General features: G+C 41.0%; 10 protein-coding genes (1 of these 10 only partly in view). 5 read left to right on the forward strand and 5 right to left on the reverse strand.

The genetic code is table 11. The features are described 5' to 3' along the window. Positions 1-425 precede the first annotated feature (425 nt). Positions 426-2,243, forward strand: coding sequence for a carbohydrate porin (locus tag FAI40_06760; GenBank protein ID QCE35058.1), 1,818 nt, complete (start codon positions 426-428; stop codon positions 2,241-2,243). Between the two features lie 75 nt (positions 2,244-2,318). Here FAI40_06760 and FAI40_06765 read toward each other — a convergent pair whose 3' ends face one another. Beyond that, on the reverse strand, positions 2,319-2,921 hold the full coding sequence (locus FAI40_06765) for a hypothetical protein (protein QCE35059.1): 603 nt from the start codon (positions 2,919-2,921) through the stop codon (positions 2,319-2,321). Between the two features lie 262 nt (positions 2,922-3,183). On the opposite strand from FAI40_06765, the gene FAI40_06770 reads away from it, so the two are divergent. Next, positions 3,184-4,389 carry an LptF/LptG family permease gene (locus FAI40_06770; GenBank protein ID QCE35060.1) on the forward strand — a complete coding sequence of 402 codons (1,206 nt, stop codon included), beginning with the start codon at positions 3,184-3,186 and terminating at the stop codon, positions 4,387-4,389. Continuing rightward, positions 4,383-5,471, forward strand: coding sequence for an LPS export ABC transporter permease LptG (lptG, locus tag FAI40_06775; GenBank protein ID QCE35061.1), 1,089 nt, complete (start codon positions 4,383-4,385; stop codon positions 5,469-5,471). Before FAI40_06770 ends, lptG begins: the two co-directional genes overlap by 7 nt. 30 nt (positions 5,472-5,501) lie before the next feature. Here lptG and FAI40_06780 read toward each other — a convergent pair whose 3' ends face one another. From FAI40_06780 to FAI40_06790, 3 genes are read right to left on the reverse strand one after another with little or no spacing between them, the layout of a single operon-like run. Then, positions 5,502-6,443 (reverse strand): glycosyltransferase, encoded by a 942-nt coding sequence (locus FAI40_06780; protein ID QCE35062.1) that lies wholly within the window; start codon positions 6,441-6,443, stop codon positions 5,502-5,504. 48 nt (positions 6,444-6,491) lie between these two features. Further along, on the reverse strand, positions 6,492-8,129 hold the full coding sequence (locus FAI40_06785; GenBank protein ID QCE35063.1) for a hypothetical protein: 1,638 nt from the start codon (positions 8,127-8,129) through the stop codon (positions 6,492-6,494). Between the two features lie 39 nt (positions 8,130-8,168). After that, a complete protein-coding gene (locus FAI40_06790) occupies positions 8,169-8,879 on the reverse strand; it encodes an HAD family hydrolase (protein ID QCE35064.1) in 711 nt (236 codons plus the stop codon). Positions 8,880-9,122: 243 nt separating this feature from the next. Here FAI40_06790 and FAI40_06795 point away from each other — a divergent pair, with 243 nt between their 5' ends. Then, on the forward strand, positions 9,123-10,859 hold the full coding sequence (locus tag FAI40_06795; GenBank protein ID QCE35065.1) for a hypothetical protein: 1,737 nt from the start codon (positions 9,123-9,125) through the stop codon (positions 10,857-10,859). Positions 10,860-10,919: 60 nt separating this feature from the next. Beyond that, positions 10,920-12,416, forward strand: a complete 1,497-nt coding sequence (locus FAI40_06800) for a hypothetical protein (protein ID QCE35066.1) — start codon at positions 10,920-10,922, stop codon at positions 12,414-12,416. Between the two features lie 5 nt (positions 12,417-12,421). On the opposite strand, the gene FAI40_06805 is transcribed toward FAI40_06800, so the two are convergent. Further along, on the reverse strand, positions 12,422-13,803 hold the 3' portion of the coding sequence (locus FAI40_06805) for a hypothetical protein (protein QCE35067.1). Its footprint extends 133 nt past the window's final position; 1,382 of the gene's 1,515 nt are visible here — the last part of the coding sequence; the start codon falls outside the window, past its right edge; it ends in the stop codon at positions 12,422-12,424.

Here is a 13,803-nt window from a genome sequence, read left to right on the forward strand (position 1 = left end):
GAAAAGAGATTCGGATTTTAGTAGGGAATCTTTTTGACCCTTCACATTTAGCTAAATAATCGTTATGAACGTGAAGGTAGAGATTGCAGGAAGCTAGAAACTCCAATTGCTTTAGTGGCTTATTGGATTAATGATTTTAGTTGCTTTAGGCAGATTTCGAACACCTTAAGAGAGTGCTGTGTGTCCTGATACGGTATGAAAAGGTGTTTGTAACGATGTTGATTGTAGGTTTAAAGCCTTTTTGCAAGCAGAACTCTGATTCCTTTTAATGGACGAGGTTAAAGATGACGCTTTCAGCCACACCTCTGATTGAGCCAGCTGTGAAAGAGAGATTTTTTTTTAGCGGCTTCGCCTTTTTACGGCTTGCTGGAATGCAAGGGTTTAGTTACGGCCAAGCCTAACGCTCTGTTTAAGGACGGCTGTTAATGAAAAAGAAATCTCTGGATAAGCGATTAATCGTATATCTTAAGATCTGCTTTCTGTTTACACTTTATTTTTTGAAGGGGTGGAGAGTCCTTTGTATCCAGAGAAGATTCGTCTTGTTTTTTTGGGGGATTGTTGCGGTTAGCTTGCCGGTTCACCAACTTCATGCCGATCCTTCTGGTGCAAATTTAGAAAATCCGCCACCGAATACGACAATTTATTCGGATGGTGAGGAAGAAATTAAAGTTAAACCGCATAAGAAAAGTTCAGAACTTTCATCTGCTTTGAATGGTGGGAGCAGGCATCTTAGGTCTTATGCTCCGAGTTCATCAACGAATAGCCAACTTTTTAGCCAAGATGATGCAAGTGTTGCAATGAAAAGGGAAACGAGAGCTTTTGGCTCTATGCCTTTGCCAATTGCTGGGGGAGAATTTGCGCCTTATCTCGGTCCCGGTTCGACGTATGAGCCACCGCCAGCAACATGGCTTCCAAGAAGTTTTCCCGCTTGGATGGATCAAGACACGGTTACAGGCGATTGGGGAGGCTGGCGTTCATGGCTTAAAAATAGAGGGATTAGTATTGGCGGGCGTTGGCTCATGGAATGGAACGGCAATGTTGGTGGCGGCCGTAAGCATTCAGGAAAATTTGCGGACGAAGAGGCTATTTCTGTTGATTTAGATATGCAGAAATTATTGGGTGTCCATTTGGGGACAATTCATTATTTGATGACCATGCGACAGGGATCAACAGGGTTGATGTCTGCTATCCCATCTTTAGATTCTGTTCAAGAAATTGCGGGGGGTGGGACAACAACGCCAGGCTATGATTTTACCCGTTTGACCCGTCTTTCTTGGGAAATGCTCTGGAATAAATATGTGCGCACAGAAATTGGTGAAATGAATGCCGAGTCGGATTTTGAACAATCTTCCAGCTATTGGGGTGCGAACCTTTACTGCCAATTCGTTAATAACGGTATTTGCGGTATGCCACAATCTATTGCGATGAACTCTGGCTATACTTGGTATCCTGGCTCTTCCCCTGGGGGATACATTAAAATTTATCCAACAGGAGATGATAAATGGCTGGTTTCAGCAGGTATCTATGCTGAAAAAAGTAATTTTGGGGCAACAGACAACTATTGGAATTTAGGTCTAGGGAATGCAACAGGGGCGTTTGTTCCAGTTCAGTTGGGATGGCATAAAGGAGGCTCTTCGGATTATGAAGGACCTTTGCAGGCCAATATTAAAATTGGCGCTTATTGGGATTCACGTTGGGTAAAAGATGTTTATTCCCAGTTGCCGACTTTTGCAGGGAATGCTTTCCCGAGTTCAGCTTTGATCCTTGCGGATCCGAAACAGCTAAGAAGTCCTTATGGCGCATGGATTCAAGCAGATGGAATGATTGAGCGTGACGGCAAAGATCCCAGAAGAGGCTTAAGTATTTTCGGAAGCTTTACTTGGGGTGATCCACGGGATTCTGTTGCGCCGTATTTTGTGACGCTGGGGCTTGTTCGGAAAGGAACTTTCCGAAATAGGCCTAATGATACGATTAGTATTGGTAGTAAAATGCTATGGGTGAATGACCAGTTAACCCAATGGGTGAAGGATTTGCCACAAAGTGTTTGTGACACGCATCAATATGGATATGGTGGCGGCTGTTATGCCCCGCATATGGAAAATCTTCTCGAGATAAACTATGGCTGGAGGCCTGCACCGTGGCTTTTGATTCGTCCAAATATACAGTTTGAGTTTAGTCCAGGAGCAACAAATCGTTATGCCACAGCAACCATTGTTGGTTTGGAATCTGGGATTACCTTCTAATTTTTAAGGGTATGCTGTGATGATAAAAAACGGGGTTTTAAATAAGCCCCGTTTTTCTTTTGTAAGATTTTGATTCTATTCCGCAACAGGGTTGCCAAGTTGTAGGACAAAGGTAAATTTGTTTTCCGCAGCAACGGCCCAAGTATTACGGGCACATTTATAAATATCATCAGAACTGCCAAGGATAACTGGCTGTCCGTCCAGCTCAATGTTAATAAAATAAGGCGTTAGGGTTTGCATTTTAGGATTTTTTAGAATTTTCCAGCATTCATTGCGGGTAAAAGGTCCTAAGACAATATCGACAGTTGGCAAGCCATTGGCTTCGTTATTATCTGGATCCGCTTGCAAGAGCAGACGAGAGGGTTTCTTTTGCGGGCAGGAATTCGTCACCAGTCTTAAATGCTCGAGGGCATGGCTGTTGACACGGATTTGATTTTGTTGGGTTGTTGATGCTTTTTCAACCGCCTCTTTTAGAATTTGAATTGTTGTCTTGCGGATTTTCTGAAGCGTTGCAGGAAGATCACGAAATTCTTTATCATTCCAGTTTTTTGAGCGGCAAACATCAAGCTCTGGCGTCAAATCGACATCGTAAGCGGCTGTTAACGCATGCGCAGAATCAGTATGGAATACTGTAAAAAGAGAGGCGAAAAGAAAAAAGGAAAAAGAGATCTTTTGCATAGTTTAGAATTTTTCAAACATAAGAGATTGGCAGAGTATATCTTTTCTTCTTGAGCTATCAAGGATTTCTAAAAAAATTCTCCTTGAGTCTCTATAAAGCAAATTATACCTTTGAAAGAGGGGAAGATTTGTCTTTTTTCTATTTTAGGATAGAAAAGCCTTCTAGACTGGGAGTTGAGCTGTTTTTTTTTAAATTTTAGAAGCGGCAAATGCGTTTATTTGCTAAAATGGGAAAATGCGGTTGAATGTAGAATGAAGAGAAATTGTGACAGAGAAAAATATAAGCGTTAATGAAAGCAAATTGCTGACACGCTATCTCCTATCCGAAATTTTTCGGCCTTTTGCAGGTGTTTTAGGAATTGCCAGTGCGCTTTTTTGTAGTTATGGCGCCGCAGAGTTTTTACAAGATGCTGCAAATGGAATGTTGGCGGCCAATATGATCGGTATGATTATGTTGGTTAAATTGATCATTGCGCTCGAAGTGCTTGCGCCTGTCTCTCTTTATCTTGCGATTATTATGGCTTTTGGAAAGCTTTATGATGGAAGTGAGCTTTATGTTGTGCCAGCGCTCAGGATTGCCCCAGCTGCTGTTTTAAAAGCAGCGCTTTTAGCCGCTTTAATGATGGGGGTTATTGTTGCTTTTATTTCCAATGTTGCACGTCCATGGGCCTATATCAAATTAGAGCGGTTAAAATTGGAAGCAACCAGCGGTATGGATGTCGGCGCTTTAATTCCAGGCAACTTTTATACGCTTGACGATGGCGATAGGGTTATTTACCTCGAAAGAAAGACTGTCTTGGGAGAAGAAGCCAGAGGGGTTTATATTTTTGAAAAATTAGGGACAAGCCGTATTCGGGTTCTTGCGTCCCGTAAAAGTTTTTCGGTCTTTAATGAAGATAAAATTGATAAGCAAATGCATGGAGATTGGGTGCAGTTTCAGGATGCCCACATGTATGAAATTGGTATTTTTCCACATATCTCTGATCGTATTATGGAAATGCGGCGTGGTAATCGTGCTTCTGTTCAGGAAGAACCAGAAGAAGATCCTAGTGGTCTGCCAGACTTTTTAGAAGATTCTACTTGGAATCTCATGACCAATCCTGCTGGAGATCGGCATCGGATGGTGGAAGCGCAATGGCGTTGTACGACTTTCGTTTCAACTATTTTACTGGCTTTGTTGGCGGTGCCTTTGAGTCGAGGAAATGGGCCAAGGCAAAGTAAAGCCGGCAGGCTTGGAATTGCGATTGTCATCTATTTTATTTACTACATGTCTTACATGACGTTACGGGGATGGGCACGAAGTCAGACCATTCCAATGTTTCCAGGGATTTGGTGGGGGCCTATTGCGCTAGCTTTATTAACTTTAATATTGCTTTTGGGATATTTGGCAGATGGGTCTGGTATATCTGAATTGAAAATGGTCTTTGGCTTGAGTAGTTTTGAGAAGAAGTTTAGGAAAAAATCTTGAGAATTATTGCGCCTCCAATTTGGGTTCGATATATCTGGAAAGAGAGCTTTAAAGGTTTTTTAATTGCACTTTCTGGCTTAATTGCGCTGTTCAGCTTGTTACAGTTTGTGACATTTATGGGTATGTCAGGAGATGGCTCTTATACTTTAGCTGATGCTGGTATGGAGACGTTATTGTATGTCCCCCGTAAGCTCATTGAGACAACACCAATGGCCGCCTTGTTAGGAACATTGATTGGTTTAGGTGGGCTGGCCCGTTATCAGGAATTAACGGCTTTAACAGGGGCTGGGGTCTCTGATTGGCGTATTATTCAGATTGCCTCTTTGCTGGCTATTCCTCTTTCTATTTTCTTAATCTTCATTTCTCAGTTTGGCGTCCCACAAGCATATTATAAATCACAGGCGATTGAGGCAAAAGCGTCTTCGGATAAGGAGGCAACAGGGCATTCTTTTTGGGCGCTGGGAAGTGGTGGCGTTTTTTTAAAGGTTGGCAGTCTCGCAGATGATGGCCGTGCATGGCATATTCAGCGCTTTATTATTGATGATAAAGGACAACTTCAGGAGTTTTTAAAAGCGGAAAGAGCTGTTCCAAATCCTGATGGCAGTTGGCATATGTCTGATATTCTGAAAAAAACGATTGTTCGGAATAAAGTAACAGAAGAGACGTTTTCTGACATGGATTGGAAGCCATTTTTGAGCGAAGAGGAGATGCGCTATCTTTCGTTTCCCATTACCTTTGTTTCTCCAAGCGTTCTCATTGAGCATATTATTCAAGGCCGGGTAAGCGGTGAGCCTAAGACGCTGTGTGAAAGAGAAATTTGGAGCCGTTTGGCTTTGCCATTTTCAATTGTTGCGCTCTTTTTCTTTGCAGCTCCTTTTCTCTTTGGTTCTACACGTTCAAGAACGGTTGGTAGCCGAATTGGTATTGGGGTTATGATTGCCGTTGCCTATACGCTTTTTCAGGAAATTTTGGATAGAGCTGGATTGGTGACAGGGATTTCCCCTATTATTACAGCTTTTTTGCCACCTTTATTGCTTGTGGCAGCAGCGGTTCAGCTATATGCACGTGCGAATGTGAAATAATAAAGCCAATAATAGACGAGACGAAAGGGCTCAATCGTCTAAGTGGTTTTGCATATAGGTTAAGCGTATATTTTCCCGTCTTAAAGAGGCAATATTATGCAGCAAAACGCCGCATGTCGCTGTGATAAGAGAAAATAGAATGAGCGCTGTGGAAAGGATTGCGGTAGGGAAGCGAGGGACTAAGCCTGTTGTAAGGTATTCGGGAATAAGGGAGAGCCCGAGAATGAGGCCAATGAAGCCGATAAAGAGACTAATCCAGCAATAAGCAAAAAGAGGTCTTTCTCGCTGGATAAGAATAATGATTGCTTTAAGGATTCTTAAACCGTCAGGATAGGTGCGCAATTTACTTTCAGAACCGGAGGGACGTTCTTGATAGATGGTGTCCATTTCGCCTGTTGGCATTGCAAGAGTAAGTGCATGAAGAGTGAGATAGGTTTCAATTTCAAAACCTGAAATGATGCAAGGGAAAGATTTATAGAAGCGTTTACTAAACACGCGGTAGCCGGAGAGTAAGTCATGGGGTGTCAGGCCTGAGAAAAATTTTCTCACAAGCCCTGTTAAGACTTTGTTTCCGAATAAATGCCCAAAACGATAAGCTTTTTCATCAATAATGGCTCGGCGGATAGCCGTTACCATATCAAGGTTTTGTTCCATCGCCAGATTTAAAAGTCGGGGAGCAGCTGCTGTTTCGTACGTTGCATCACCATCAATGATAAACAGATAATCCGTAGAGAGATCGGCAAACGCTTGGAGAATGGCGTAACCTTTTCCTTTCAAAGGGACAGAGCGAACTTTTGCACCTAGAGATTTTGCGACTAAAATGGTGTTGTCTGTCGATCCATTGTCATAGACCCAAATTTGCGCTTGGGGTAAGGAAGTTTGCAGACCTTTAATAACGAGGGGCAATGCTAATTCTTCGTTCAAACAGGGAATAACAACAGCGCAACTATAAAGACGTGAAGACAAGCTCAATTCCTAAATATGTGTAAACTCAACGCAACGGTCAAAATCTTTGAAAGTTTAAAGGACAGCACTCCAGAAGAGTAGGCTAAGAGAGACAAAAAAGGCTATTTTTTTAGAGATTGATGAGCCAATAGGCTCTTTTTTAACATAAAAAGCAAGAAGTGCTGCAATGATTAAAACAGCGCTCGGCATAATGTAGCGCCACGCAGAAGCAACACCTATAAAAAAATAGCCAAAGAGATAACACAGAGATGCAAAACTTAGCAGGTTTAAAAAGCAGTTTATCGCTGTGCGGCATTGAAAGGTTGTTATAAATAATCCTAAAGAAATGGCGATCCAAAAAATAGCATAATTAGACCATAATCTGGGGTGTTTGTAGAAGAGCTTCCGAGATTGCGATCCTATGAACGTACGGTGATGATAAGCTGGGACGAGATTTTTATCGAAATCGCCTACAGGATTAAAGCCACCGTCTGTTTTGGTAAAAGGCAGATCAAGAACAGGGGCTTCATCTAGATGATTGAGAAAAACAGTGTCAAAATGCGCAAAGCGATGTTTTAAATAAGCTAGGGGGTGCTGTTTAATGGTTTCTACCCAGAGATATGAAAGTTTTTGAGGCGGTTCTTTGCGTAAGTTTCCCCCAAGTTGGTAACAGTCTTGTTCCGCTTGAGCCAGTTCTTTTACCCAGATGCCGTCTCTTTCCATTGCACTCCAGGTATCTTTCCATTTATTCCATCCTGGGAATTTGTAAGGATATTTTTCTAGTCCCCAACTGCCGAATGTATCCCATTGTTTAGGCGTATAACAGGCAATCAGTTTTTCGGAGAGAGGCTTTGTACCCCAATGCTGAAATATTTCCTGATGTGTTTCGATGTTATTTTCAAGATCAGGGTTAAAGTGCTTATTGTGTGTATAAAAATTTGTGCCTGCGAGATCAAAAATTTGTAAGGAGGCCTCTGCATGATCTTGTTTTGCTTGAAGGATTGTATGGTTTATCCAACTGAGTGTTGGCACAGAAAGAATAACAAGGAGAAGGCTGGCGGTCAGGTGTTTAAAGTCAAACCTCCAGTGCCACCATGTCGCAATTAACAGTGGTGTTGCAATGAAAGTAGCATTGACCCGTAAAAGCGCTGAAAGCAGCAGAAGGCATGTAATGAGGAGCTTGAAAGCATATTTCTGCTTTTGAGAAGACACATCTGGAAGAATAAATAAGAGTGCCGTTGTAATTAACAAAAGCCAAGAAAGAAGAATATCTTTCTGAACAGTACCGTCCATGCCAAAAAAAAGGGGAGAGGCAAAGAGACAGAAAAAGAGAATGAGGCTTAAAATACAGGGGCGTAATCTTACAAAAAGATACAATCCAAGTGAGCTCAAACAGATAGAGGTGAGGTTAAGAAGATTAGGCGTATGAAAAAGGGCAATTTCAAGACGCCAAAAAATCGCCATGAAAGGAGGATGCCAATCGCTTAGAGGCGCAGCGTGAATGGCTTGCAGATATTGCGTTTCGGCATCATCTCCAATGACACCGGGATACCAAGCATAAGAGCAGATTAAGGTGCAAAAAAGAGCGAGAAGGCGCAGAGACGAGCGCCATTTTAGAGGATTTTCCGGTGGTGCCGTTAGGAAAACGAAGAGAGCGTCAATTTGTTTTCCTAAATGTTGATATTTTCCAGAAGAAGAGCTTAAAAGAGGCATATAATCGTGACCTAATAACCAATTTTATGTGCTTGTCTTCTAACTTAGAGCATGGTTTGTAAAATTGTCTTGGCAACTTTCACTGAGTTTTTTGTAAAAGACTTCAGGTGGAACTTCTTTTTTATTCCATTTTTCGCAAAGGAGAAAATGTGTATCCGCATTTTGTGCGACCAAGCCATCCCGTTCTTCTCTATCGCCAATCATGAGGGTTTCTTGTGGTGAAACATGCGCTTTTTGAATCAGAGAAGTCAGGCCTTTTGGAAGGGGTTTTAACGCATCAATCTCAGGGGAAGAGGCATCAGAATAGTAATCAGCAGAAAGCCCCATACTGTTGAGTTTTTCAATCACAGGATAGTCTGAAAAAATACCTACTTTGATCTGATGTTCTTTGAGTGTTTCAAAAACGGAAGCGACATTTTCAAAAAGAGCATTCTTGAGGTACTCTTGGGGTCTTTGGATTAGCCATTCTTGAACAATCGCATTAACCTGCTCTTTGGGAAGACTTGTTTTTTCAGATGTTTTTGAAAGAAGCCAGTCATTGAAAGGGGTAATCTGTTTGTCTCCAGCAACTTCTCGCAACTTCCGGTAATGGTAAATACATTTCAGAGTTTTTAGAGAGTGCGTCTGGATAGCGTTCTTAATGAGTAAAACGAGCATCTGCTTACGTATGCTCCGATGGTTGTAGAGCGTCCCATCGACATCAAAAACAACAAGCTTAATTTTATTCCAATTTAGAGAGATGCCCAAAATATCACCTTCAGCGTCTAGTTTTTCGTGTAGCCACTATAAATTCGTTCTAAACTATTGCAACAAATAGTTTTGGAGGGGAGCTTTATGCTTTAACTTTTGAAAACTTCTATTTGGTTTAAATTTAAGAAATAGGATTTCTTATAAGCTTTAGAGTTCTTGATACTTCAAAAAATACTTGAAAGCAGGGAATACCTTGCCTTATTAGATGTCTATTCTGTACGGGCGACTAGGGTGTCACATTTCATGACAATTACTTTTGATAAAATAGAAATAAAAGACGGGCTTTTACTAAGAGCTTTCGTTATTTCTATGGCACTTTTTGCATTCACTCTTCCGATTATTCACGCAGATTTTCTTTTTAAAGACGATTTGATGCGTTCTGTTGAAAATTGGAATTTAAGCACTTGGTTGAATGATGGGCGCTATGGCGGTTTGCTAGTCATGGGAGCGTTAGGTTTTTGCCATCTTTCAGACATTGCGCCTTTGCCACAACTTTTATGGATACCGCCGCTTGCCTTTGTCTTGTCAGCTATTTCTTTACGTTTTCAGTTTTCGTTTTTTTTAAGCGTTTTTGCGTTCTCTTTTGTTGCGATTCATCCTTTCTTTCTCGAAAATCTCTCTTTTCGTTATGAGTCTTTGACCATGGGGCTTGCCGTCAGCTTGGCGCTGATGCCCTTTGCTGTTCCTGCTTTTTTTCAGAACGATAAAATTGATCAGAAATCGTTCATTTATTCTTATAATGTTCTTTTCCCCTTCTTAGCGCTAAATTTTTATCAGCCGGGAGTTAATCTTTACGGCGCATTTATTTGTTTTTTTGCCTTAGTTTCTCTTTTTCGCTTAGAAGAGCTTCAGGAAATTTTGAGAATTTTAAGCCTTAGAATTGCCAGCTTGCTATCAGCACTGATTTTATATTTTGTGGAGACAAAATTCGTAAATCTTTTGCCAATAGGGCGTCTAGACCCTGATAGTTATGGGGAAAGACATGCTTTATTAACCTTTGATCCGCATATTATCTTGTCTAATTTGGCGGATTTTTGGGAGCTTCTTTCCCTTGGAATAGCGCAAGGGACACAAGGAAGCTTTTTAGGATTTTGCCTCCTTTTAGGTTTTCTTTTTCTTTTGAAGAATATTTTCGTTGGCATGAAAAAAAAAGAAACACCACAGAGAAGCGAACAAATCTTTCGGTTTGGTTTAGCCATTGCCATGGTTTTAGGGATATTCTTTTTTCTTTTAGGGCCTCAGATTTTACTTGCGTCACCTGTTTACCAGCCGAGAACACTGATTGGCTTTGGTGGAATTGCCGCTATTCTTCTTTGTTTTTTATGCGGTATTACTTCTAAAGATGATCATTTGAAAAAGTTGAGATATGGGCTGTGCTGTACCGCTTTTTTGTCTGAAATTTTACTCTCTTTTAGCTATGCGAATGCGATGAAAGCACAATTTGAGCAAAATGATTATATTGTTTCTCAGATGGTCGAGGATGCGATTAAATTTAAGGCTTTAGGCGCAAGATATTGGACAACGCATGGTCCAGAACCTCTTGCTTTGAGGGCTGTCCGAACCTTTAGGAATTTTCCAGTGACAAGAAGGATGTTGCTTTCTGATGGTTTGGAAGGGAAGTGGGAAGAAGTCTATGTCGGGGACAATATTGATAAAGTTTGGCGCTATCTTCCTCAAAAGAATTATGATGTCGATTGGGATATTTCTGTGAATAGATATTGGGTTTATCCCGAATATTTGAGTGAGGTTATTCGGAGTAGAGGTAATTTCCCAGAAAATCTTTCTGTTGGCTGGAAAGATGCTAACCGTCCAGCGAATGAGCGTCCTATTCAGACTTATACAGAACGGGGGCTTGGGAAAAGTTTTTTTAATTGCACAATCGATACTTCTGTGGAACATGCCTTCTACGAGGCGGATCTTATTGGCGTTAATCTCGTTTTCGATTATACAAAATCATGTTCGTCGCAGAAAAAACAATAAAGACTTTTTCTTAATTTTTGCGCTTTAAGAAAGATTTTATGCAGAAGAAAGGGAGGAGCGATGCTTTTTGAAAAAATTTTTCCCCTAAAACTCTACAAATCCTCCTTGATCGTGACGGCCTTTGTTTCTTTTTGTTTCTTTCTCTGGGTTTGGTATCCAGGGGTTATTCATAATGATGCCACGGCTCAATATTTACAAGCGCTGGATCAAGCATCTGTAAGTGATTGGCATCCGCCTATCATGGTGCGAGCTTGGCAGGTTGAAATGGCGATTTTTCGAACGCCAGACCTTTTCTTTATTTTGCCAATTCTTGCTTTTACGGTTGGTCTTGTTTTGCTATTGTGGGATATTTCAGCCCTCTTTTCTCTGGTACTTTTCCTTTTTCTCTTCTTTTCCCCTTTTTATTTTTTGTCTCTACCAGAATTGCTTAAAGATAATATTCTTATCGGATTTATCTTTTTGTTCTCTGGGGTTTTTGTACATTTTTCTTCAGAAGAGCTTTATTCAAGCCGTTATTGGTTCTTATTTATCTTTGAGCTAATTCTTTTATTTTTGATGACAGCGTTGCGCTTTAATGCCGTTTTTTTTACAGCGCCTTTACTCTTTTTGCTCTTGGGAAAATGGCGTTTTTCAATTCAGGTTTTGCTTTCCTTGTTGGGAATTGTGCTTGCCGCTGTTCTTTTGACACCTGTCTTAAATCATAAATTGTTAAAGGCATCCTCTGATAATCCCGTTATGAGCTTAGAAATCTTTGATATTGCTGGGAGTAATCATTTCAAAAAAGATGCGCTTGATTCCAAGATCGTTTTGAAAAACTGGGAGCGTTACGAAATTCCAGATCAGCTCGCGGCCTGTTACTTGAGGCATAGCTGGGATAGTTTAGGGAATTGGACAACACCTGAGTTGCATAAGCCGATTGAAGTGATGGGTGAAAATCATGCTTGGGTTAATTTGAGCGATCCCAAAAATAAATTTCATCCTCGCAAACATTGTTCAGATTTGGGTGAGAGATTGCGCCTGTCGCCAGAAGAAACCTCTCCCCTTTGGCGAGAGACGTTAAAACAGTATCCCCTCGCTTACTTAGCGCATCGTATAGCCTTTTTTACCAACGGAACGCTTGGAATAGGAACTTTTGGAGAAGGAGAGCCTTGGCATCTTGAATTTCATCCAGAAATTGCGGGGTATCACTATTTTGATGGGCATACAGAAAAATTACGCTCTTCTTGGATTATAAATTCATATTTCTTTTTAGAGAAGATTCTTCGTTGGATGCCTTGGTGGAATGGATATTTCTGGTTTTTACTCTGCCCTTTTCTTTTTGTTTGGACACGGCAGAGCAAGGATGCCCAAAAAAAAGAACTTCTGTTTGCCAATTGTTTTCTTTTTGCTGCTTTTTGTTATTTGGCTGGATATTTTTTTATCGGAGTAGGGGCAGATTTTCGGTATATCGTTCCAACAGGAGCGCTAACAATATGCGCGCTGATTTTTCTATACCGTTTTTATTTTGTGCGCTTTGTTGAAAGGGCTATTCCTTTATCTGTTTCAGGCGAGCCATAAGGAGATTAGTTTCTTTCATATAGTCCTGTGCCGTCTTCGTTTTCTGTTTCAGTAAGCGCTAAATGATAGTGTTGTTGGAGTTCTGCTAGAACCATTTGATATTGAAGGCGCAAATTTTCAGGTATGTTTTTATTCAGTTTTAAAAGGGGATAACCAACAGAGATCCAAGTTGGTTTTTTGGCTAAAATGGCTGCAATTTCCGCATTTTCATCCTTAAGGCCAAGGGCACCTTGCTCTAAAGGCTGTCCAAGATGATTCGGATGGGGGTAACGGGTTAAATGGCAATTTGCCGTTTCTGGCGTAATATCTTGGATTTCAGCGCCGTTATAGATGAAAAGACAGCCAGGATGATTAAGTATAAGCCTTTTTTGCGTCTCATAAATCGCAATTTTTTCTGGAGAAGAGGCGCGCCACTGGATGACATGCTCTCCTCGATAGGCAACGTAAAGGAGCACAACACAGAGAGGAATGCGTCCAAGAAATTTAACTTGCCAGACAGCAGCGCACATAAGGGCTAAAATAGGAAGAAAGGCCAGAACAAAACGGCGTTCTGCTGCTTCAAATGTTACGAATAAAGCAGAAAAAAGTCCCCATAGCGCAATGAAAGATAGGAGTTTTTGTCGCTTTGTATCTTTTGTTAAATAGGCTTGTATCCATGCAAGGGCGAAGCTGATGAAAGCGGTGAGAAAAACAAATAGCCAGTTATAATAAGCATGAATGCAATATGCTTTTTGTTGCTTAAAACAGGAAATGACATTGGCAAAATACCATTCCTGCCAATATCCTTCCAAGGCGTAGATGAGGGCTATTAGAGTTGTTGGAAAAAGCGCAAGAGAAATCCATAAAACGCCATTTGAAAGAATGTCTGTTAAGGATTTTTGATGTTGCCAACAGAGATAGAGAAAAAAACAGCCTAGAAAAATACCATCCACGACAACGGTTGGTTTGATTTCGATGCAAATCCCGAAAAGGATCATGGCTTCAAAGGCAGTTTTCTTGAGTAGGGTATAATTTGTTTGCAAACGTTCAAAACGTAAAAGAACAAGTCCGAAAGCGATGAGAATAATTAAATTAAAAAAAATAGCTTCTCGGCCAGCATACCCATCATATTGGTTAAAAAGAGGGCAGTAGAAGAGAGCCCCCACGAAAGCGCCCAGCTTCGTTGTGAGTTCACGGCCTATTTTATAAATCAGACAAGAGCTTAACCACGCAATAAGAGTGATCGTAATATAAAACACCCAGTATCGGTACGCCCCAAAAAATGTAAACGGGGCATAAAGTAGAAAATGTCCGAAGGGCTTCCGGTCCCAAATATCAACATAGGGAAAATGCCCATGTAACATTTGACCGCCGACATACAGATACCAATTTGTATCATCGTGTAAGA

It is taken from the genome of Acetobacteraceae bacterium, from assembly GCA_004843345.1.
GTDB lineage: Bacteria > Pseudomonadota > Alphaproteobacteria > Acetobacterales > Acetobacteraceae.